The sequence below is a fragment of the Methylobacterium bullatum genome, assembly GCF_014845095.1.
Taxonomy (GTDB): domain Bacteria; phylum Pseudomonadota; class Alphaproteobacteria; order Rhizobiales; family Beijerinckiaceae; genus Methylobacterium; species Methylobacterium bullatum.
In genome coordinates this window covers 1-20,486 of record NZ_NKUG01000046.1, presented here as the reverse complement: position 1 = coordinate 20,486, position 20,486 = coordinate 1, and the positions used below count along the sequence as shown (strand labels likewise).

Sequence of the window (20,486 nt, the reverse complement as noted above, 5' to 3'; positions counted from 1 at the left end):
AGGCCTTCGACTATCCCAACTCGGCGCCTGAAAGCCAGATGCCGCGAGCGGCAGAGGTCAGTTGCAATAGGGCAGCAGGGACCGGCCGAAGGGATCGTCCACGCCCAGCGCCGGCTTGAAGCCGTAATAGCTCGGTTTCCCGAGCCCGTAGGTCGATCCGACATAGCTCGGATCGTCCGGCGCGTCGGTGGGGATGGGCACGCTTCTCGGGATACAGGCGACCCGTCGGGGTCTCGCACGCTCCCGTCGCGGCGTGCTGTCCTCGTCCGCGCGCGGGAAGTAACGCGGCGGCGGCTCGGCTCCCGGGACAGGGCGGTTGGCCTCCACGCCGTAGGGGGTGGACCAGCGCTCCCGCGCGTCGGCGGCCCGGGCCGGGCCGCACAAGACGGACGCGACGAGGCCTGTCACGACGAAACTCGCCGCGATCACCACCCTCGCGGCATGGCCTCCTGCTGTCTCGCGCCCTCGGCTCATGTCATCCCGCTGCGTGCTCCCGTCGCCGGAAGCCCTGTCGATGGGCGTTCACCGCCCAACTCACCGTCCCTGGACGAGGGTCGAAATTCTCAGAACAGGGTGAACGAAAGGTTACCGCCGCAAAGCCCGACCATCGAGATCCGCCAACCGGGTGACCGGCTCGGCGGAAGGCCTGTCGATCTTGAACGGCTTCGACAGGTTGCCGGCTAATCGAGCCAGGTCCGGCTTCGCTTCCTCGGCTCGGCCATAGAGCGACGCGTCGAGGGCCGAGAGCGCCTCAGCGATGACGGGAGTGGAGCGCCAGAGGCGCGCGAGGTCGGGTTGGCGCTCGAAGACCGGGTCGAGGGCGGCGCGGAAACCCGGTCCATCGCTCGCCTCCGCGTAACGTGTGAGCTCGCGGCGTGTCGCACGGTCGAGGCGCAGGGTCCGAGAGCGCCTCGGAATGCCAAAGCCGATGAGGGCAAGGCCGAACCCGAAGGCGCCCACGGCCGCAGCCGCGACCACCATCGGCGAGGCCGGAGCCACGGGTTTGGCATCCTCGTCCCGATCGGGCAGGCCTCCGCCGATCTGCCGGGCCGGGATTTCCGCCTCGCGCAGGGTCCGCGAGACGGTGTCGAACCAGGAAATGGTGATGGCATCGAGCGGGACGATTTCGGTGACGGCGGGGCGCACGTCCCATTGATAGGTCGCCCGCGCCACCGGCCCCGTCGGGGTGATGATGGTCTCGCGGGTCACGGGCCCCGCGAAGGTGAGGATGCCGCGTGTGCGCATCACTGGCCGCGGTGGCAGCCCTTCGGCCACCAGCCCCTGCGCCTCCAGGGTGACGATGCGTCTCGTGGTCTCGCCGATCTTCACCGTTTCGGGGTCGGGGCTCCAGGAATCGGTGATGGTCACGTCCCGCGCCGGCAGCCACCACGGCTCCTTTACGTCCGGACCGCCCACCGGTTTCGTCCAGGTGGCGACGGGCAGCGAGACCGGGACGGAGGGAACGTCCACCACCTTGCGGGTGCCGCCATCGTTGATGGTGAGGCGGTGGATGAACGGGTCGATGGTGAAATCGCCCGGATGGTGCGGGAAGATCGCGATGGTGCGGTCGAAGGCCACCGCCACCTGTCCGTCCGGCAGGCGGGTCTTCGACCAGGTGTCGCGACCGAGCTGGGTCCAGCTGAAATTCGCCAGCGACGGCTGGACCACCTCCTCCAGCAGGATCGCCTGCCGGTAGACGCCGCGAATGTGGAGCAGCACCATCTCTCGCGAAAAGGGCGCCGCGTTGCCGTTGAGCTCCGGCGTCACCGTCAGGGTGAGGTCGCCGGGGGAGATTTCGGCATGGGCCGGAGCGGCGAGGAGCAGGAACGCGCCGAGCATGAGGATGCCGCGCCGGGCGTGATCCCTTCCCCCTTTGTGGGCTGGAAGGTCATGATCGGACAGCGTGAGACGTTCTCCTCTCCCCGCACGCGGTGAGAGGGCCGCGACGACCCCGTCGTCGTCGCGGCGAGGCGGCAGCCGAGGGTGAGGGGGCTCGTCCGAAGGAGTCGCTTTCGGACGAGCCCCCTCACCCTCGCTCCGGCTTTCGCCTCCGCTTACCGAAGGCACGACGAGGTGCCTTCGGCCCTCTCCCCGCGAGCGGGGAGAGGGGGGATACACCGGCATCTCTCCGCTAAAGCTCACCATGGGTTGCTTCCCGCCGGGACCGCCGTGCCCGCTTCCACACGCACCGCCTGCTCGGCTTTCAGGCGCAGCTTGAGATACCGGCCCGGATCGTCGGGCAGGGTCTGGAGCCAGAGGCGGTCGGGGCGGATTTCGTGCGCCTCGAAACTCTTCGTCACGCGCCGCACCTCGCGTTCCGGAGCGGCGGCGACCATGGCGGAACCGGCGCCCGTGCGTCCACGACCGGCGGCATCGCTGGCCGAGCCCCTCGCTTCCCCTTTGCCGGAATCGACCGATTGCTGCTCGGCCTTGCCGCGCCGCGCCACCTTGCTGTTGCCCGGCGTCGAGGAGGAGGTGCCCCCCTCCTTGTTGCCGGCCAGTCCCTCACCGACGGAGGAGGCCTTCATGTCGTCGTTCGGGTCCTGGTTCGAGGTCTTGTTGTAGCGCGAGCCCACCGTCGCCGTGGCATTGGCGAGGCCGCCGCCCTTGCCCGGATCGCCCGGCCCCTCGGCGACGAGACGCGCGACGAGTGAGCGGTTGGCCTGCGCATCCGCATCGCGCGGGTTGTATTGCAGGGCGACGTCGTAGGCGTCGATGGCGCCCTGGTAGTCGCCGGAACGCGCGAGCGCATTGGCGAGATTGTAGGCGTTGCGCCGGCCGCCGTTCCGGAAGATGGCGATGGCCTCCTCGTAGCGACCCGCCTCGTAGAGCGCGGGGCCGCGCCAGGCCGGATCGGCAAGAATGGTGGCGGCGGCACCGGGCAGGTCGAGGCTCATCAGGCTGCGACCGAGCGTCGTGCGCGGCTCGGAGACCAGGGTGAGGCCGAGAATGCCGGCACCGGCCAGAGTGACGCCGGCGATCCTCGCCCAGCCGGTCCAATGCCGGAGGAGAGGAAGACGATCGGACAGGGAGAGACGCGCCGTGCTCATCAGGCGCTCCTGCGGAACAGGACGAGGGCGGGAAACAGGGCGAGCAGGATCAGCCAGCGTCCGAGGTCGGCGAAGGCGAGCACGGTGTAGCCGCCCGCCGCCAGATGCTGCGCCGTGCTGGCACCCACGATGTCGAGGAGGGCGGCGGGCCTGTCGAGATCGACGGTCACGCCATTGCCCGCGCCGGTGACGCGGTCGAGAGCTGTCCGGTCGGGTTTCGGCGAACCGTCCGGCAGGGCCTTGGTGGCCGGCACGAACACCGCATGGAGGTGCCAGCCCTTGGTCCGGATCGCAGTGGCTTCGCGCAGGGCCGCATCGCCGATCCCGTCGCCATCGGTGACGAGGACCACGTCCCCGGCGATGACCCCAGCTTCTTCCAGGGTCCGGCGCGCAATGGCGAGGCCGCGCTCCGGATGGGTGCCGCGATCGGGCACGGTGTCGCCGTCGAGGGCGAAGAGGACGAGGCTGAGGGCGTCGCGGTCCGTGGTCGGCGGGGCTGCGAGATAGGCGTCGCCGGCATAGACCACCACGGCGACGCTGCGGGTGCCCGCTGCCTGGGCCACGCTGTCGGCGATCTGGCGGACCTCCTTGAGATGACCGCCCTCGGCCACGGAGCGCGAGAGATCGATGACGACCACCGTCGCATCGAGGTTGCGGAAGGTGGCCGCATCGGGACGCTCGATGGCCGGCCCGGTGAGGGCGAGGGCGATGATCCCGGCCGCGATGGCGGCGGCGAGGTTGGCTTGGCGCCGCCCGCCGAGGACGGCCCCCCGCGTCTCGAGGAAGGCCATGAGGCCGGGATCGACGGCCTTCGCCCAATCCCCCAGCGGGGCCGAGCGCCAGGCCGCGCGCAGGGCGAGGACGAGGATGACGGGAATCGCCAGGAGCCACCATGGCCGCAGGATGGCGAGGGAGAGAAGGGCGCTCATGCCTTGCGCCTCGCCACCAGCAGGCCCGCCGCGCACAAGAGAGCGAGGCCGGCCGGCCAAGGCCAGAGGTCCTGGCGCAGGGGCACCGGGGGAGCCTTGGCCCGGCCTCCCTCGATGGCGTCGATGGAATCGGCCATGGCGATGAGGTCGTCGGTGGTCTTCACGCGGAAGAAGGTGCCGCCGGTGGAAGCCGAGATCTCGCGCAGGGTCTCGGCATCGACGACATCCTGCTCGCCGTCGGCATTGGACATGTCGCGGGGGCCGAGGGCAATGGTGTGGACCTTGACGCCGAGTTCCTTGGCCAAGGCCGCCACGTCGCGCGGCGTGGTCTGGCCCGCATTGTTGGCCCCGTCCGTCATCAGCACCACCACCTTCGATGTGGCCTGCGGGATGTCGGACGCCTCGCCGGAGGTCGCCGGCACCAGCCGCTTGAGGGCGAGGCCGAGACCGTCGCCGATGCCGGTGGAACGGCCGACGAGGCCGATCGTCGCCTCGTCGAGGGCGCGCGCCACGGTATTGGTGTCGAAGCTCGGGCTCGCGGCCACGTAGGATTCGTTGGCGAAGATCACGAGGCCGATCCGGTCCCCGGCCCGGCGGCGGATGAAGTCGGTGCCCACCCGCTTCACGGCGGTAAGCCGCGTCACGGTCTCGCCGTCGATGGCGAAGTCCCGCCTCTCCATGCTGCCGGACAGGTCCATCACCAGCATGATCTCACGGCCCGAGGCCGGAAGCGCGGTGGCGGGCAGGACGAGGCGGGGTCCGGCGAGCGCCGCGACCAGGGCGGCCCACAGGGTCCAGATCAGGAACGAGCGACCGCGCCCGCGCGCCGCCACGCCATCCCCCCGGGCGGAGCCCATCACGACGGTGGCCGGAACGCGCAAGGCGCCGCTCGATCCCATCCGCTCGGGCGGCAGCAGCCGGGCCGCGAGGAAGGGCAGCGGCAGGAGCAGCAGCGCCAGGGGTGCGGCGAGATCGAAGGCCGAGAGGAAGGCGGTGAACCAGGCTGGCATCGGCTCAGGCCCTGATCCGCGCGAAGAGGCGGCCGAGTTCGGAATCGAGGGTCTCGACGTCGGCCGGGGAGGAGCGCCGGTACAGGCCCTCCGTCACGACCCTGCCGACGCCCTCGCTGAAGACATCCGTGGAGAAGAGGCGGTCGAGGGTGGCGGCCCAGTCGCGTCCCTGGGTCGAGGCGGCCTCGTCGCCGGCGAGCGTCCGGGCGAGGCGCCGCAACAGGCGGGCCTGCGCGATGAGGCGTGCCTCCGGGGGAAGCGCCCGCGTCTCGGCGAGGCCGCGCAGGGCCGAAGCCCGCACCGAGGCTTTCGAGCGCGCCCGCATCAGCCTGACGAGGCCGACGAGAAGGGCCGCAACGAAGCCCAGCGCGATGGCCAGCACCACCTCGCCCTGCGCGCCGCTGCCCGCATCGGCCGGCAGGTGCAGGCCGCGCAGCTGGGTGAGATCGGTGGGAGAGGCGAGGGGGGTCACGCGCTACAGCACCGCATCGAGACGTTCCATCAGCGGAGCATAGGCCTCGGGGCCGGCCTCGGCGTCGAGGCGCAGGCCCTCGATCCCGCGTCGGGCATAGGCGATGAGTCGGTCGTCGGGTGCGCCGTCCGTATTGGCGGCGGAACGCCCGACCTGAACCGTGCCGCGCTGCCCATCCGGCGTGGCGAACGGAAAGAACCCCGCCGGCTTCCTGCGCTCGAACGCATCGCTGACGAGGACGAGGCGGATCGACAGGCGCTCGGCCAGCACGGTGAGCAGGTGGTCGAATTCAGGCCCCGGCGCGTCCAGCGCGCTGCCGATGACGAGATGTCCGCCGGACGGAAGCAGGCTCGCCGCCACGGTGAGGCTTCGGTCGAGGGGAGGGTCCGTCCTGTCCGAGGCCGCGAGCGCCTGGGCGTGGGCCATGGCCAGCGCACCCGTCACCGCCGTCATGGCCCGCTCGCCGCCGCCGGGACGGACCACCACCGGCTCCCCCGAGGACGCGGCCACGAGGCCGATCCGGCCGCCATCGCCGACGATGCGCCAGCCCAGCAGCACCAGGGCTTCGGCCGCCGCCACCGAGCGCAGGGCGCGGCGCGTGCCGAACAGCATGGAGGGGCGGAAATCCGCCAGCAGCACCACCGCGCGGTCGCGCTCGTCATGGTGGGTCCGCACGTGGAGGATGCCGGTGCGGGCGGTGGCGTTGCGGTCGATATGGCGGCGGTCGTCGCCCTCGGACCAGAGCCGCACGTCGTCGGGCTCCGATCCGCGTCCGCGCCGCCGCGTGACGATGCCGCCGGGAAGGCCCGCCAGGGTGCGGGTGGCCGGCGAGATCCCGCGCCGCGCAAGGTGGCGCAGGCCCATCAGGGCCTCGCCCGACAGATGGATGCCGGGTCCGTGCGCGGAACCTGTCGGGAGGCCGGGATTGGACGCCATGGCTGTGTCTACGCGACCATTCCGCCTCAGAGCGCCCGGACCCGCTGGACGAGGCCCGTGATGATGCCCCGCGCGGTCTGTCCCTCGGCGGCGGCGCGCCAGGTGAGACCGATCCGGTGCGCCAGGGCGTCGGCGGCGAGATCGGAGATATCCTCCGGGATCACGTGGTCGCGGCCGCGCAGATAGGCCCGCGCCTTGCCGGCGAGCATCAGCGCCAGCGTCCCGCGCGGGGAGGCCGGATGCTCGATCGAGGCGCGGAGATCCGGGGCGGCCTTGTCGGTGCGGGTGCCGGCCACGAGCCGCACCAGATAATCCTTGAGGGCCGACGAGACGTGGACATTGAGGGCCGCCGCGCGCGCGGCGCGGATCTCCGCCACGGTGAGCTTCACCGACATCGCCTCGGCATGGTGGTTCAGTTCGCCCTCGACGAGGTCGAGGATGCGGCGCTCGGAGGCCTCGTCGGGCATCTCCACCACCACGTGGAGGAGGAAGCGGTCGAGCTGGGCTTCCGGCAGGGGGAAGGTGCCCGCGTGCTCGATGGGGTTCTGGGTCGCCACCACCATGAACGGGTCGGGCAGGACATGGGTGTGACCGGCGACCGTGATCTGGCCCTCGGCCATGGATTCCAGTAGCGCCGACTGGACCTTGGGCGGGGCGCGGTTCACCTCGTCCACGAGGATCAGCGAATGGAACAGCGGGCCGGGCAGGAACTCGAAATCGCCGGCATCCTGGCGCCAGACGGTGGTGCCGGTGAGATCGGCCGGCATCAGATCGGGCGTGCACTGGATGCGGGCGAAGCTGCCGTCGAGCCCGTCCGACAGGCGCTTGACCGCGCGGGTCTTGGCGAGGCCGGGCGCACCCTCGATGAGGAGATGGCCACCAGTGAGAAGCCCGATGAGCAGGCGCTCCACCAGGGTCTCCGCGCCGATGAGCCCATGGCTCAACCCATCGCGCAGGGCGAAGACGCGGGCACGCAGGGCCTCGTCGGCGACCGGCACCGTCGAGGTGGCGGGACGCGTGGCCAATGTCGCATTACTCATGAGCGGGTCATGATCGTGGCAGGGCCGGCGTACAGCACCATGCGCGTCTCCTCGGGCGGATTCTTAAGAGATCCCTATGTCGATCGGGTGTGCATGCAGCGGAGCACCGGCGTCAATCCCGTGGGACGTTTCCCGTGAAACACGAGGGTGAGATCGGGCAGAATGCCCGACCACCGGGATTTCATGAAGTCGAGTGCATGCAGAGCGGATTTCTCTGCCGATCCGAAGGATTTAGGCCGGAATTCGGCGTTATGTCGCATCCCGCGCGACGCCGGTGGAAACCGAGGGACGGCCTCCCGGTTTCCGTCTCAACCCAGCGGGCAGACTGGAGCAGACCATGAGTGCGGACCTCTTCCCCGGCTTCAGCGCGGACTGGATCGACATTCCGGAGGGGCGTTTCTTCGCCCGCAGCGGCGGCCGGGACGATGCGCCTCCCGTGATCCTCCTCCACGGATTTCCGCAGACCCATGCCTGCTGGCACCACATCGCGCCGGCTTTGGCCGAGACCCATCGCGTGGTGTGCCTGGATCAGAAAGGCTACGGCTGGTCGGAAGCGCCCAAGGGTGACGCCCGCCACGACGTCTATTCCAAGCGCCGCATGGGACGCGACGTGGTGGCGGTCATGGAGCGGCTCGGCCATGTCCGCTTCGCACTCGTGGGTCACGATCGCGGCGCGCGGGTGGGCTACCGCCTCGCCCTCGACGAGCCGGGCCGGATCGAGCGCCTCGCCCTCCTCGATATCCTGCCCACCCTCGTCCAGTGGGAGCGGATCGAAGCCGATCCCGACGTGTCGTCGCATTGGGCATCCCTGGCCCGGCCGGCCCCCCGTCCGGAGGAGGAGATCGGCCGCGATCCGGTCGCCTATTTCGAGGGGCTCCTCCGGCAATGGAGCAACGCCCGAAGCCTCGACCCCTTCGCTTGGGAAGCCTTGCGCCTCTATCGCGACAACTGGACCGTTCCCGAGCGCATCCACGCCTTCTGCGAGGATTACCGGGCCGGCGCGACCCGCGACCGCGAGGCGGATCTGGACGACCTCGCGGCGGGCAAGACCTTGTCCTGCCGGACCCTGATCCTCACCGGAGACGGCTATCTCGACCATTCGCACGAGACCCCGCTGGCGGCCTGGCAGCGCACCTTCGCGCCGAAGGCCGTGGCCGTGGACATCACCTCCGGCCATTTCCTGGCGGAGGAGAACGCTCCCGAAACCCTCAAAGCCCTGCGGGCCTTTCTCGATGGCTGACGCGCGAAGCGTCACCGTTTCGTCATGGGCCGGCGACATGCAGCGCCCATGACCGCGCTCTTCGCCTCGCCGCTCCCGGAATTCGTCAATTCCGCCATCAGCCTCGTCGTCGCGTTCGTCCTCGGCACGATGATCGGGGCCGAGCGGCAGTATCGCCAGCGCACGGCGGGCCTGCGCACCAACGTGCTGGTGGCGGTGGGGGCCGCGGCCTTCGTCGATCTCGGCATGCGCCTCGAAGGAACGCGCGGCGCGGTGAGCACGGTCGCCTACGTCATCTCGGGCGTCGGTTTCCTCGGGGCCGGCGTCATCATGAAGGAGGGGATGAACGTCCGCGGCCTCAACACCGCCGCCACGCTCTGGTGTTCGGCGGCGGTGGGGGCTTTCGCCGGCGCCGACTTCCCCCTGGAGGCCTGTTTCGTCACGGCGGCGGTCCTGTCCGGCAACACCCTGCTGCGGCCCCTCGTCAACGCCATCAACCGCGTTCCCATCGACGAGAGCCAGACCGAGGCCACCTACGAAGTGCAGATCACGGTTCCGGCCGAACATGCCGGCCCCGCCCGCGACCTTCTCGTGGAACGGCTGGAGGCGGCGCATTATCCGGTCGGGGGAACCGAAGTGGTGGAACGCGGCGAGGAGACGGTGGAAGTGGTGGCGACCCTGGTGGCGACGGCGGTGGACTCCGCCGAACTCGATGCCGTGGTGGCCGGGTTGGAGCGCGACGAGCGGATCAGCCATGCGACCTGGTCGGTCCAGACCGCCGATTGAGCGCGCTCGCGGCCATTGCCGCCGCGTGGAAACGACCAACCTAGACCCGTGATGCCGGGCTCCGCCCCGGTGGTGGAGAGCCCTTGCCATGACCGAAGCACGCAAGAACGCATTGATCGTCGGGGCCTCGCGCGGCCTCGGCCTCGGATTGGTGGAAACGTTCCTCGCCCGCGGCTGGGCGGTCACCGCCACGCAGCGCTCGCCCTCCGCCGGATTGGCGGCGCTCGCCTCCGATGCGCTCTCCATCGAGACCGCCGATATCGACGATGACGGGGCGGTGGCCGCCCTTCATGACCGGCTTGCGAACCAGCGCTACGACCTGATCTTCGTGGTGGCGGGCGTGGCGACCCAGGCGCACGACCCCGCCCATGACGTCCCGCGCGATGTCGCCGCGCAGGTCTACCTGACCAACGCCATCAGCCCGATCCGCTTCGCCGAGCTGTTCCGCGACCGGCTGGCGGGCAACGGCCTCATCGCCTTCATGAGTTCCATCCTCGGCAGTGTCGCCCTCAACGAGAGCGGCGGATGGGAGACCTACCGCGCGAGCAAGGCGGCGTTGAACACCCTGGCGATCAGCTTCGAGATTCGTCACCGCGACGAGGGATTTGGCGTCCTCCTCCTCCATCCCGGCTGGGTCCGCACGGAGATGGGCGGAGAGGAGGCGGATATCGACGTGACGACGAGCGTCACCGGACTCACGGATGTCATCGAGGCCCGGCTCGGCAAAACCGGCATCGCCTATCTCGACTATACCGGCGCGACCCTGGCCTGGTAGGCGCTCAGCGCCGTCCGTCGAGGGGGCGGCCGCGCCGCTCCACCACCACCGGCGGGCGGGTGCGGCGCTCGACGATGACGGTACGCGGCGCCCGGCTCGGGCCGCCGGCGGTGAGGATGCGCTCGGAGATCCGCTCGGGCTTCGGCTTCTCGGCGGCGAGCACGTGCGGGCGCACCTCGTCGAGGGGAAGACCGATCAGGCCGGCGGCGATCTCGACCTGCTGTTCGAGATCGTCGGCGAGATCCTGAGCGGCGGCGATCGCCTCGGGGATCGTCGGCGGTTCGCGCCGGACACGGATCGGCGGCAGATCCTGAAAGGATTTCGGCGTCTTCTTCACGACTCGGCCCGCGCTCCACACCAACCGAGGATAGCGCGACGGCGGAGAGAGTGCATTGCACCATTTCGACGACGCACCCACGCGTTCCATGCATCCCCCCATCACCGCCGGATTTTCCCGCAGATCCGGCGAAAGTTGCTCTGCCTGCATCCGCATGGTCGTCAAATTGCCCATGGAACGGGCATCATATGGTGTCGATATGTCGCATCCGTAAAGCGATGAGCGACCCGATCCTCGCGCCGTTGCATGCGGCCACGCCGCCGCCGATACTGGCCGGACCATGTTTCCCATCACCGATCTCTCCGACGCCAGGCTGGTCCCGGCCCGCCCCGATCTGGCCGATATCCGGCTGCGGGGCCGTGTGGATGCCGCCCGCTACGTCGCAGGGCAAAGCGCCCGCCTCATCGCCGCCTCGGCCCCGTTGCGGCGCAGGCCGAGCGGGGACGCGGGGATCGAGACCGAGGCGGTGATGGGCGATCCCGTCACCCTCTACGACACGGGAGAGGGCTTCGCCTTCGTGCAGCTCGAAAACGACGGCTATGTCGGCTACCTGCCGGAGGCCGCCATCGCCCTGGATGTTCCGCCCCCGACCCACCGGGTGACGGCCCTGCGGACATTCCTCTATCCGGCCGCCAACATGAAGCGGCCGCCCCTGGGCCATGTGAGCCTCGGCGCCGGGCTCGGCATCGCCGGGCGGGAGGGCGATTTCCTGCGCCTCGCCGACGGTGCCCATACCTTTCACGATGGTGCCTTTGCCGACGGCGCTTACGTCTTCGCCGATCATTGCGCGCCCGTCGGCATCGTGGAGCCCGATCCTGCCGCCACCGCCGAGCGTCTCGTGGGCACGCCCTATCTCTGGGGCGGGCGCACCAGCCTCGGGCTCGATTGCTCGGGCCTCGTCCAGCTCTGCCTCGCCCTGGCGGGCATTCCGTCTCCCCGCGACGCGGACCAGCAGGAGGCGGGTCTCGGCACGGCGCTGCCCACGCGTCTCGACGGCTTGGTTCGGGGCGACCTCGTCTTCTGGCGAGGCCATGTGGGGATGATGCTGGACGAGACCCGCCTCATCCACGCCAACGGCCACCACATGACGGTGGCGGTGGAGCCCCTGGCGGGAGCGGTGGAGCGCATCGCCGAGAAGAGCTACGGCGCCGTGACGTCGATCCGGCGGATCACGAGTTCAGTCGGGTCTTGATGCGGGTGATCAGCCCGTCGCGGACGTCGCGGTAGGCGTCGAGGCGCTGCTCGCGGGAGGCTTCCTGCATCAGCGTCGGGTCCGGCGTCGGCCAGTACTCCACGTCCACGGCGTTGGTGCGGGTGACCTCCAGGGCCGCGTGGTGGGCCTCGGGCGACAGGGTGATGATGAGGTCGAAGTTCAGCCCCTCCCATTCCTCGAGTTCGAGGAGGGTCCGGGGCCGGTGCTTGGAGGCGTTGATGCCGATCTCGTCGAGGGCCGCCACCATGAACGGGTCGGCCGGCTCGCCGGAGCGGACGCCCGCCGACTGGACATAGGTGGACTTGCCGAAATAGTGGCGCGCCACCGCCTCCGCCGCGAGGGACCGCACGGCGTTGAAGTTGCACATGAACAGCACCGACTGCACGCGCGTCTTCTTCGGGCCGGCCTCTTCCGCCATCCGGTGACTGCCTCGGGCTTCAAACGACGGGGAGGGCGCTCACGCCTTCCAGTGCAAGGCGAAGACCAAGGTGAACAGGCGTCGCGCGGTGTCGTGGTCGAGATCGACCTTGCCCTCGAGGCGCTGCCGGAGGAGTTCGGAGGCTTCGTTGTGCAGGCCGCGCCGTCCCATGTCGATCGCCTCGATCTGGGTCGGCGAGGCGGTCTTGATCGCGTTGTAGTAGCTCTCGCAGATCATCTCGTAGTCGCGGATCACCCGGCGGAACGGGGTCAGTGACAGGAGATGGGTCATCACCGGCTCGCCGTCCTCGCGGCGGATCGCGAAGGAGAGCTTGTTCTCCACGAGGCCGAGGGTGAGGGCGTAGGGTCCCTCGCGTCCGGGAATGGAGAAGTGGTTCTCCTCCAGGATGTCGAAGATCGCGATGGCGCGCTCGTGCTCTTGGTCGGGGTTGCCCCGGCCGATGGAATCTTCGTCGAAGGTCACCGCCGCGAGGCGGTGGATGGATTGTGACGCATCTTCAGTGGCTTTGGCCGTCATCCTACCCACTTTCTGGGGCCGCGCCGAGCACGCTGTCGTCCCATCATCGAAAACAGCGTCTCGAACCTGCCCGCGCCTATCTTCCACCAAAAACTGCCTTCGTCATGCCCCCGTCGAAGATCCATTCACCTTCATGAGCACAACGCGTTAGAACCAGGACATCGTGGTGAGGCTCTAATCGGGCCACGCATTCGTCTTTATGATCGCTTTTACCGAACACCGACCGTTTGATGAGAATCTTACCGAGTTGTCCTCTCCAGGATGCTCGAAGATCGCCTCCATCTCCTGCATCAAACCAGAATCCGTCGATTTTCCCATTTGAGCGAAAACAATATGTCAGTTCGCTCGTCGGCCAACGGATCAGAGGAGAAAATCGTTCTCTTTTCCAACATTTCCCCTCTATGCCCGCGTAATCGGCCGAAGCAGTTCCACAAGCGAAAAGCATGGCGGCGCCGTGTAACAGGACGGCTACGACTCGTCTCGGTCTCACGACAGTTGCCAATACTTGAGCGCCGATCCGTAAATATCCTCACAAATTCAGGCGGATCGCCACCGAGCGGGCGTGGCCGTCGAGGCCCTCCGACCGTCCCAGGGCGATGGCTGCCGGCCCCAAGGCCCTCAGCGCCGCGGGATCGCAGCGCAGGATCGTCGTCCGCTTCATGAAATCGAGCACGCCGAGGCCCGAGGAGAACCGGGCCGAGCGGGCGGTGGGCAGCACGTGGTTCGGGCCGCCGACGTAATCGCCGATGGCTTCCGGCGTATGGCTGCCGAGGAAGATCGCGCCGGCATTGCGGACCTTGGCGGCCAGGGCCTCCGGGTCGGCGGTCTCGATCTCCAGATGCTCCGGGGCGAGGCGGTCCACCAGGGGGACGGCCTCGTCGAAATCGCGGACGCGGACGATCGCCCCGTAATCGCGCCAGCTCGCCCGGGCGATGTCGGCCCGGGGCAGGGTGGCCAGAGCGCGTTCCACGGCGCTCTCCACGGCGTCGGCGAGCTCGGACGAATCGGTGATGAGGATCGACTGGGCGGCCACATCGTGCTCGGCCTGGGCGAGGAGGTCGGCGGCGACCCAATCGGGGTTGGCGTGGCCGTCGGCGAGGATCAACACCTCGGACGGGCCGGCGATCATGTCGATTCCGACCTGCCCGAAGACCCGGCGCTTGGCCGCCGCCACCCAGGCATTGCCGGGTCCGACGATCTTGGCCACGGGGGCGATGGTCTCGGTGCCGTAGGCCAGCGCCGCCACGGCCTGAGCGCCGCCGACGCGGTAGATCTCGCTGACACCGGCGAGGTCGGCGGCGGCGAGCACGAGGGGGTTCATCTGCCCCTCCGGCATCGGCACCACCATGACGACGCGCGGCACCCCCGCGACGCGGGCGGGAATGGCGTTCATCAGGACGGAGGAGGGGTAGCTCGCGGTTCCGCCGGGCACGTAGAGGCCGACCGATTCGAGCGCCGTCCAGCGCCAGCCCGAGGTCACGCCGATCTCGTCGGTGGCCATGTGGTCGCCGGGTACCTGGCCGCGATGGAAGGCTTCGATGCGGGTCGCCGCGAGCCGCAGGGCGTCGAGGGCGTCGGCCGGACAGGCGGCGATGGCCGCCCGCACCTCATCGGGCGTCACCCGAAGAGAGGTGGCGGAAAAATCCTCGCCGAGCCGGTCGAAGCGGCGGGTGTAGTCCACCAGGGCCGCGTCGCCCCCGGAGACCACGCCGGCGATGATCCCGCGCACGGTCTCGTCCACATCCTCGGAAATCTCGCGCTTGACGCTGAGAAGACCGGCGAAGGCGGCGGCGAAATCGGCGTCGCGGCTGTCGAGGCGCATCATCAGGCGGAATCTTTCAAGACGTTGTCCTTGGCGGAGGGGACCGTGCCCGCTTGTCCCCGGATCGCGGCACGGCCGGCTTCCGCCGCCTCGTGGTCGGGGCGGCCTTCCACCTCCCAGACCGGACCGAGATCCTTCAGCCGCGCCTCGATGCATTCCACATCGAGCTGGATCGCCGCTTTGCCGGCAAAGACCAGGGTGACGGTGCCGGAGGGGTCCTCCTTCGGCTCGAAGGTGACGGCCAGCAGGCTGAGCGGCTCGTCGGAGGTGGAGCCGGGCGTGATCCCGCGTGCGCGCACGGCCATGACCCGCTCGAAATGGAGGCCGGTGAGGCGCCGGCGCGGGGCCTCGGCATCCGGCGTCGACCAGTCGAAACGCCGCCCGACCAGCACGAAGCGGTGCGACGACGCCAGATAGGCGAGGTCCTGCGGGCGCAGGACCGCATCCTGGAGATGAGCCGAGAGGATGGCGAGATCCTCCGCGTCGAGGGCAGCGAGCTTGAGGAGCTCCATGTCGGGTTCGCATCTGGCCGGACACCGCCGGATCGGGCGCCGGGTGTGAAAGTGGGTCGGCCGTAGGTAGCGAGGCGGCCGCCCTGCGGCAACCGCGCGGCCCGGAACAATTGCAGCGTGCCGGCGAGACGGGCCGTTCGCCGCGGCGACGTCAGACGACGTTCATGCGGAAGGAACTATGCCTTCGCAGACTTCCGAATTGGGATATCCAAAGCCATGACCGCCGGACCTGTACGTCGTATCGCCCTTGCTGCCGTCACCGTCCTGACGGTGGCGGCCGGCCTAGGGTCAGCCCAAGCCCAGGTTCCGCACTATCCCGACGACGGCTACAACCGGCCCACCTACGACCGGTCGCCCTACGGCGACGACCGGTCGCGCGGCTACGATCGCTACGATCGCTACGATCGCTACGATCGCTATGCCCGGCCGTACGACGATGGCGAGCGCCGTCCCCTGCCGCCGCGATACGGACGCCAGCGCATGGGCAGCGTTTGCGTCACCTCGCGCGGCAATTGCCCCGCCTATCCGAGCCCGATCCAGTCGCCCTGCCGCTGCGACATCCCGGGCTTCGGCCCCAAGCGCGGCAACGTGCTGGAATAGGGCCTTCGTCCGGGAGGCGCGGACCGCCTCCCGGGTCGGACAGGGTGGTCAGGAGCGGACCCGGCTGATCTCGGCGCCGCAGCGGCCGAGCTTGGCCTCCAGCGCCTCGAAGCCGCGGTCGAGATGGTAGACCCGGTTGATGCTGGTCTCGCCCTCGGCGGCGAGGCCGGCGATGACGAGGGAGACCGAGGCACGCAGGTCGGTCGCCATGACCGGGGCGCCCTTGAGGCGCTCCACGCCGTCGACGATGGCCAGATCCCCTTCGAGCCGGATCTTGGCGCCGAGGCGCGCCAGTTCCTGCACGTGCATGAAACGGTTCTCGAAGATGGTCTCGCGGATGTGGGACTGGCCCTTGGCCAGGGTCATCAGCGCCATGAACTGCGCCTGCAGGTCGGTGGGGAAGCCCGGGAACGGGTCGGTGGTCACGTCCACCGCAGCGATGCCGCCGCCATTGCGCCGGATGCGGATCGTGTCGGCGGTGCTGGTGATCTCGGCACCCGTCGTCGTCAGCACGTCGAGTGCGCTGTGCAGCAGGTCGGCCCGGGTGTTCTCCAGGGTCACGTCGCCCCCCACCATGGCGGCCGCCATGGCGTAGGTGCCGGTCTCGATCCGGTCCGGCAGGACGGTGTGGCGGGCGCCGTTGAGGCGCGAGACGCCCTCGATGGTGATGCGCGGGGTGCCGGCCCCGGAGATCCTGGCGCCCATCTTGATGAGGCAATCCGCGAGATCGACCACTTCCGGCTCGCGGGCGGCATTCTCGATCAGGGTCGAGCCGTTGGCGAGCGATGCCGCCATCAACGCCACATGGGTGCCGCCCACCGTGACCTTGGGGAAGTGGATCTCGCCGCCGCGGAGGCCGTTCTTGGCCTTCGCCACCACGTATCCGCCATCGATCTCGACGGTGGCGCCGAGGCGCTCCAGGGCCATCAGCATCAGGTCGATGGGCCGGGTGCCGATGGCGCAGCCGCCGGGCATGGAGACGCGGGCCTCGCCGAAGCGCGCGAGCAGCGGCGCGATGACCCAGAAACTCGCCCGCATGGTGGAGACGAGCTCGTAGGGCGCGGTGGTGTCGATGACGTTGGAGGCGGTGAGCCGGATGGTCTGGCCGGTCTCCGTCGTATCACCGGGGCGCTTGCCCACCACCATGTGGTCGACGCCGTGGTTGCCGAGGATGCGCAGCAGGGCGTGGATGTCGGCGAGGCGCGGCACATTCATGAGTTCGAGGGATTCCCCCGTCATCAGGCTCGCGATCATCAGGGGCAGGGCCGCGTTCTTGGCGCCCGAGATCGGGATCACGCCGTGGAGCGGCTTTCCGCCGATGATGTTGATCCGGTCCATCGTCGTCCTTCGCGCGGCGTCCTGCCCGTTCCCGTGACGGGAGGGCGGTGCCGTCCTGGTTCTGCAAACAGTGGCGGTGCGCTCGCGGCACGGCCTTATCGAGCCGCCTATACGTGAGTTTTGTCCGAAAAAGGATCGTCAGCCGTCTGCGTCGCGATCCGGCTTCGCGTTCGGTCGCTCGCCGGCATCGCCGGTTTCCGCCGCGGCGCTGGCCTGCCCGCGGACCCGCGTCTGGGCCTTGCGGCGCTTCAGGTTGTCTCGCAGGGCCGCCTTCAGCCGTTCGTTGCGCGTGGCGTCGTTCTTCATGGCGATCACTGCGCGACCCTTCGTCGCCAGGGCGAAATACCGGCTTTGCCACCCGGTCTCAACAGGCGCAGAGCTGGAATGCAGGAGTCGACTTGAACCAATTCCAAGTTCGCCTGTATCGTCGGGCTCGTGGCGTCGAAATCAGCACCGTCTGATTCCTTCCGCGCCATGCGAAGCGAGATCGTTGCGCCAGCGGGAATCATGGTCGTCGAGACCCGCAGCGGAGAGTTTGGTGCTTCGGAACAAGCCCTTTGTAACGATGCTGCTGCTGAATGCAGACGAGCGGATGCCGGAGCCGCCGAGAGCGGCGCTGCCATGCGGTCGGCCATAGCGTGAAGGACGGATGCCCGTGAATCGGATGCCCGCGATGACGATGATCAGCGATACGACGACGCCCCGCGATTCCTCCAGCCAGGGATCGTCCACCCGCGCGTCGTTCGGGCAGGGCCGGACCGATTACGAGAGCTACTTCCGCAAGGCCGTGGACCGTCTGCACGACGAGCGCCGCTACCGGGTGTTCGCCGATATCGAGCGGATCGCCGGGCGCTTCCCCACGGCCAACTGGCGCCGTCCGGACGGCAGCACCCGCGAGATCACCGTCTGGTGTTCCAACGACTATCTCGGCATGGGCCAGCATCCGGACGTGGTCTCGGCCATGACCAAGACCGCCGCCCGCTGCGGCGTCGGCGCCGGAGGCACCCGCAACATCGCCGGCAACAATTCGCCGCTGGTGGACCTGGAGCGCGAGCTCGCCGACCTGCACGGTAAGGAGGCGGGCCTCGTCTTCACCTCGGGCTACGTCTCGAACCAGGCCGGCATCTCCACCATCGCCAAGCTGATCCCGAACTGTCTGATCCTGTCGGATGCGTTCAACCACAATTCGATGATCGAGGGCGTGCGCCATTCGGGCTGCGAGAAGCGCATCTTCCGCCACAACGATCTCGCCCATCTCGAGGAACTGCTGATCGCCGCCGGGGACCGCCCCAAGCTGATCGCCTTCGAGAGCGTCTACTCGATGGACGGCGACGTCTCCGACATCGCCGCCATCTGCGATCTGGCCGACACATACGGCGCCATGACCTATCTCGACGAGGTCCATGCGGTGGGCCTCTACGGGAATCGCGGCGGCGGCATCGCCGAGCGCGACGGGGTGATGCACCGGGTCGACGTGATCGAGGGGACGCTGGCCAAGGGCTTCGGCTGCGTCGGCGGCTACATCACCGCCTCGACGGTCCTGTGCGACGCCGTGCGCAGCCATGCGCCGGGCTTCATCTTCACCACCGCCCTGCCGCCGGCCATCGCGGCCGCGGCCCGCGCCTCGGTGCGCTACCTCAAGCGCTCGCAGGTGGAGCGGACGGCGCACCAGCGCCAGGCCGCCCTCACCAAGGTGGCGCTGGAAGAGGCGGGCCTGCCGGTGCTCCCCACCGAGACCCATATCGTGCCGGTGATGGTGGGCGATGCCGAGCTGTGCAAGGCGGCGGCCGACCATCTCCTCGAGCAGCACGGCATCTACATCCAGCCGATCAACTACCCCACCGTGCCGCGCGGCACCGAGCGCCTGCGGATCACGCCCTCGCCGTTCCACGACGCGGCCCGCATCGCCAGGCTGACGGCGGCGCTCACCGAGACCTGGGACACCCTGGACCTGCCCCGCGCCGGCACGGTGTTCGTCGAGGCGGCGGAGTAGGAAGCGGTCAGTTCAGCCGCCAGAGCGTGACGGTGAGCAGAGTCGCGAAGGTGACCCAGGCGGCGTAGGGCACGAGCAGCCACGCCGCCAACCGGTCGAAGCGCCAGGACAGGCGGATGGTCCAGAGGATCATCACCAGCATCGCCGCGGCGACGATCCCCGCCCAGCCGAGGGCATGGGCCGAGAAGAAGACCGGCGACCACGCCGCGTTGAGCGCCAGTTGGGCGGCGAAGGCACCGACCGCCAGATTCCAGGCCCGCCGCGTCGGCCCCGTCGCCGGAGACACCCCGAGCAAGCGCCAGAACGACAGCGCGATCATCGCGTAGAGGATCGTCCAGGCCACCGGGAACAGCCAGTTCGGCGGGTTGAAGCCGGGCTTCGTCAGGCCGGCATACCAGCCCTCGATGTTCGGCGTGGTGCTGAGCGAGCCGATCACCGACGTGGCCACGACGGGCAGGATGGCGACCGCGAGTCTCGCTATCGGAGAGAGCGGCGAGCGATACGGAATGTGAGACGTGGTCATGCCGATGTCTTACCCGTATCGCGATCCTCCGTTCCGGTGACGTGGGGGCCGAACCCGACGAGATCGTCGAGGGAGATGGCCAGGGCCGAGGCGAGCCTGCGCAGGGTCTCGATCGTCCCCTCCCGTTTCCCCGTCTCGATCTGCGACAGGTAGGCCTGTGCGATGCCGGCTTTGTCCGCGAGAATTGCCGCCGTCATTCCACGATGGTCGCGCCAGACACGGATGCGATTCTCGCCCGAGAGCAGTCGTTCGACGATCGCCGAGGGCACGAGTTCCTCTTCACCAAGGGCCAGCTTGCGCTGGAACTCGGTGACGGCGAGGCGATCCTCCGCATTCTCGGCGGCTTCGAGAAGAGCTTCGTATTCCGCTTCCGGCAACACGACGAGCCGCTCGCCCCCTGCCGTCACGATCGTCTGGGCACCCATGGCGAACCGTCCTGATTCAATCGTATGCGCTACCGCGAGGTGCGATTCTGATGATGGCGAGGATCTGCCCGTCCTGGGTGAACAGGATTCGCCAGTCGCCGACCCGCAGGCGGTAGACGCCGAGCTGGCCTTTCAGAGCCTTCACGTTGTTGGCCTGAGACGCAGGATTTCCGGCATATTCGTCGATCTTCGTTCGAATGAGTCTCGCTACGTTCGCCGGCATGCGAGCCAGTGCCCTCACGGCATCCTTGCTGTAGGCAACCTGCATCATAACGTTAGCGGATAGCGAAACTCATCGCGGTCGAACATAGCATTCCGCTATTGTTTCGCCACGTCTCTCCCAAGGGTCAAGCGGCCCATCTGCCGGAACGAAACCCATGTCCGAATCCGCCGACGGCCCCTCCTCCGCACATCCCACCCCCCCCTTCACCAAGCGCACCCTGGCCGCACAGGCCATGGGCCATGTCGATCCGGTGACGCGGGCGGTGGTAGCGCCGCTCCATGTCTCGACGACGTTCCTCCGCGATCCCGACAACGGCTACAGTTCGGGT

24 protein-coding genes and 1 pseudogene are annotated in these 20,486 nt (G+C 69.0%); 7 read left to right on the top strand and 18 right to left on the bottom strand.

What is annotated here, in order from left to right; translation table 11 throughout:
• Window positions 1–57 precede the first annotated feature (57 nt).
• From MBTS_RS06740 to MBTS_RS06705, 8 genes are all read right to left on the bottom strand, one after another.
• Window positions 58–474 (bottom strand): hypothetical protein, encoded by a 417-nt coding sequence (locus MBTS_RS06740; RefSeq protein ID WP_043764381.1) that lies wholly within the window; start codon window positions 472–474, stop codon window positions 58–60.
• Window positions 475–585: 111 nt separating this feature from the next.
• Window positions 586–1,839, bottom strand: a complete 1,254-nt coding sequence (locus tag MBTS_RS06735; protein WP_147831002.1) for a BatD family protein — start codon at window positions 1,837–1,839, stop codon at window positions 586–588.
• 299 nt (window positions 1,840–2,138) lie between these two features.
• A complete protein-coding gene (locus tag MBTS_RS06730) occupies window positions 2,139–3,050 on the bottom strand; it encodes a tetratricopeptide repeat protein (RefSeq protein ID WP_187273370.1) in 912 nt (303 codons plus the stop codon).
• Window positions 3,050–3,979, bottom strand: a complete 930-nt coding sequence (locus MBTS_RS06725) for a vWA domain-containing protein (protein WP_147831004.1) — start codon at window positions 3,977–3,979, stop codon at window positions 3,050–3,052. Before MBTS_RS06725 ends, MBTS_RS06730 begins: the two co-directional genes overlap by 1 nt.
• Entirely contained in the window at window positions 3,976–4,989 is a 1,014-nt protein-coding gene (locus MBTS_RS06720; protein ID WP_147831006.1) for a VWA domain-containing protein, read from the bottom strand. Before MBTS_RS06720 ends, MBTS_RS06725 begins: the two co-directional genes overlap by 4 nt.
• A gap of 4 nt (window positions 4,990–4,993) precedes the next feature.
• Window positions 4,994–5,461 (bottom strand): DUF4381 family protein, encoded by a 468-nt coding sequence (locus MBTS_RS06715; protein ID WP_056148771.1) that lies wholly within the window; start codon window positions 5,459–5,461, stop codon window positions 4,994–4,996.
• Window positions 5,462–5,464: 3 nt separating this feature from the next.
• Window positions 5,465–6,397 (bottom strand): DUF58 domain-containing protein, encoded by a 933-nt coding sequence (locus MBTS_RS06710; RefSeq protein ID WP_018045946.1) that lies wholly within the window; start codon window positions 6,395–6,397, stop codon window positions 5,465–5,467.
• A 26-nt stretch (window positions 6,398–6,423) separates the two neighbouring features.
• Window positions 6,424–7,437 (bottom strand): AAA family ATPase, encoded by a 1,014-nt coding sequence (locus tag MBTS_RS06705; protein ID WP_147831008.1) that lies wholly within the window; start codon window positions 7,435–7,437, stop codon window positions 6,424–6,426.
• A 337-nt stretch (window positions 7,438–7,774) separates the two neighbouring features.
• Between MBTS_RS06705 and MBTS_RS06700 the strand changes: the two genes are divergently transcribed.
• From MBTS_RS06700 to MBTS_RS06690, 3 genes are all read left to right on the top strand, one after another.
• On the top strand, window positions 7,775–8,677 hold the full coding sequence (locus MBTS_RS06700) for an alpha/beta fold hydrolase (RefSeq protein ID WP_147831010.1): 903 nt from the start codon (window positions 7,775–7,777) through the stop codon (window positions 8,675–8,677).
• 48 nt (window positions 8,678–8,725) lie between these two features.
• Complete coding sequence (locus MBTS_RS06695) at window positions 8,726–9,442, top strand: MgtC/SapB family protein (protein ID WP_147831011.1); 717 nt, start codon at window positions 8,726–8,728, stop codon at window positions 9,440–9,442.
• Between the two features lie 88 nt (window positions 9,443–9,530).
• Window positions 9,531–10,217 (top strand): SDR family oxidoreductase, encoded by a 687-nt coding sequence (locus MBTS_RS06690; RefSeq protein WP_192215288.1) that lies wholly within the window; start codon window positions 9,531–9,533, stop codon window positions 10,215–10,217.
• Window positions 10,218–10,221: 4 nt separating this feature from the next.
• On the opposite strand, the gene MBTS_RS06685 is transcribed toward MBTS_RS06690, so the two are convergent.
• Window positions 10,222–10,554, bottom strand: coding sequence for a hypothetical protein (locus MBTS_RS06685; protein WP_018045951.1), 333 nt, complete (start codon window positions 10,552–10,554; stop codon window positions 10,222–10,224).
• A gap of 280 nt (window positions 10,555–10,834) precedes the next feature.
• Between MBTS_RS06685 and MBTS_RS06680 the strand changes: the two genes are divergently transcribed.
• Complete coding sequence (locus MBTS_RS06680) at window positions 10,835–11,746, top strand: C40 family peptidase (protein ID WP_210322696.1); 912 nt, start codon at window positions 10,835–10,837, stop codon at window positions 11,744–11,746.
• Here the strand turns inward: MBTS_RS06680 and MBTS_RS06675 are convergent.
• From MBTS_RS06675 to MBTS_RS06660, 4 genes are all read right to left on the bottom strand, one after another.
• Window positions 11,724–12,185, bottom strand: coding sequence for an arsenate-mycothiol transferase ArsC (locus tag MBTS_RS06675; RefSeq protein ID WP_147831015.1), 462 nt, complete (start codon window positions 12,183–12,185; stop codon window positions 11,724–11,726). The genes MBTS_RS06680 and MBTS_RS06675 overlap by 23 nt on opposite strands.
• Window positions 12,186–12,224: 39 nt before the next feature.
• Window positions 12,225–12,722: a UPF0262 family protein gene (locus MBTS_RS06670; protein ID WP_056160552.1), complete on the bottom strand. Its 498-nt coding sequence runs from the start codon at window positions 12,720–12,722 to the stop codon at window positions 12,225–12,227.
• 529 nt (window positions 12,723–13,251) lie between these two features.
• Window positions 13,252–14,547 (bottom strand): histidinol dehydrogenase, encoded by a 1,296-nt coding sequence (hisD, locus tag MBTS_RS06665; RefSeq protein ID WP_147831017.1) that lies wholly within the window; start codon window positions 14,545–14,547, stop codon window positions 13,252–13,254.
• Window positions 14,547–15,056 (bottom strand): DUF2948 family protein, encoded by a 510-nt coding sequence (locus tag MBTS_RS06660; protein ID WP_056148785.1) that lies wholly within the window; start codon window positions 15,054–15,056, stop codon window positions 14,547–14,549. Before MBTS_RS06660 ends, hisD begins: the two co-directional genes overlap by 1 nt.
• A 216-nt stretch (window positions 15,057–15,272) precedes the next feature.
• Here MBTS_RS06660 and MBTS_RS06655 point away from each other — a divergent pair, with 216 nt between their 5' ends.
• On the top strand, window positions 15,273–15,656 hold the full coding sequence (locus MBTS_RS06655; RefSeq protein WP_192215287.1) for a hypothetical protein: 384 nt from the start codon (window positions 15,273–15,275) through the stop codon (window positions 15,654–15,656).
• Between the two features lie 48 nt (window positions 15,657–15,704).
• Here MBTS_RS06655 and murA read toward each other — a convergent pair whose 3' ends face one another.
• Both murA and MBTS_RS06645 read right to left on the bottom strand, forming a co-directional pair.
• Window positions 15,705–16,994: a UDP-N-acetylglucosamine 1-carboxyvinyltransferase gene (gene murA, locus MBTS_RS06650; protein WP_056148788.1), complete on the bottom strand. Its 1,290-nt coding sequence runs from the start codon at window positions 16,992–16,994 to the stop codon at window positions 15,705–15,707.
• A 138-nt stretch (window positions 16,995–17,132) separates the two neighbouring features.
• Window positions 17,133–17,300, bottom strand: a complete 168-nt coding sequence (locus tag MBTS_RS06645) for a hypothetical protein (protein ID WP_192215286.1) — start codon at window positions 17,298–17,300, stop codon at window positions 17,133–17,135.
• A 343-nt stretch (window positions 17,301–17,643) separates the two neighbouring features.
• Between MBTS_RS06645 and hemA the strand changes: the two genes are divergently transcribed.
• On the top strand, window positions 17,644–18,987 hold the full coding sequence (hemA, locus tag MBTS_RS06640; RefSeq protein WP_056160558.1) for a 5-aminolevulinate synthase: 1,344 nt from the start codon (window positions 17,644–17,646) through the stop codon (window positions 18,985–18,987).
• Window positions 18,988–18,994: 7 nt separating this feature from the next.
• On the opposite strand, the gene MBTS_RS06635 is transcribed toward hemA, so the two are convergent.
• The 3 genes from MBTS_RS06635 to MBTS_RS06625 are packed head-to-tail and all read right to left on the bottom strand — an operon-like array spanning window position 18,995 to window position 20,206.
• The gene (locus tag MBTS_RS06635; RefSeq protein WP_192215285.1) at window positions 18,995–19,510 is read right to left on the bottom strand and encodes a TspO/MBR family protein; all 516 of its coding nucleotides are present in this window, start codon (window positions 19,508–19,510) and stop codon (window positions 18,995–18,997) included.
• Window positions 19,507–19,935 carry a helix-turn-helix domain-containing protein gene (locus tag MBTS_RS06630; protein ID WP_018045962.1) on the bottom strand — a complete coding sequence of 143 codons (429 nt, stop codon included), beginning with the start codon at window positions 19,933–19,935 and terminating at the stop codon, window positions 19,507–19,509. Before MBTS_RS06630 ends, MBTS_RS06635 begins: the two co-directional genes overlap by 4 nt.
• A gap of 16 nt (window positions 19,936–19,951) precedes the next feature.
• On the bottom strand, window positions 19,952–20,206 hold the full coding sequence (locus MBTS_RS06625) for a type II toxin-antitoxin system RelE family toxin (protein ID WP_056160562.1): 255 nt from the start codon (window positions 20,204–20,206) through the stop codon (window positions 19,952–19,954).
• A 106-nt stretch (window positions 20,207–20,312) separates the two neighbouring features.
• On the opposite strand from MBTS_RS06625, the pseudogene MBTS_RS23685 reads away from it, so the two are divergent.
• A pseudogene (locus MBTS_RS23685) lies at window positions 20,313–20,486 on the top strand (cystathionine gamma-synthase); the annotation flags it as partial.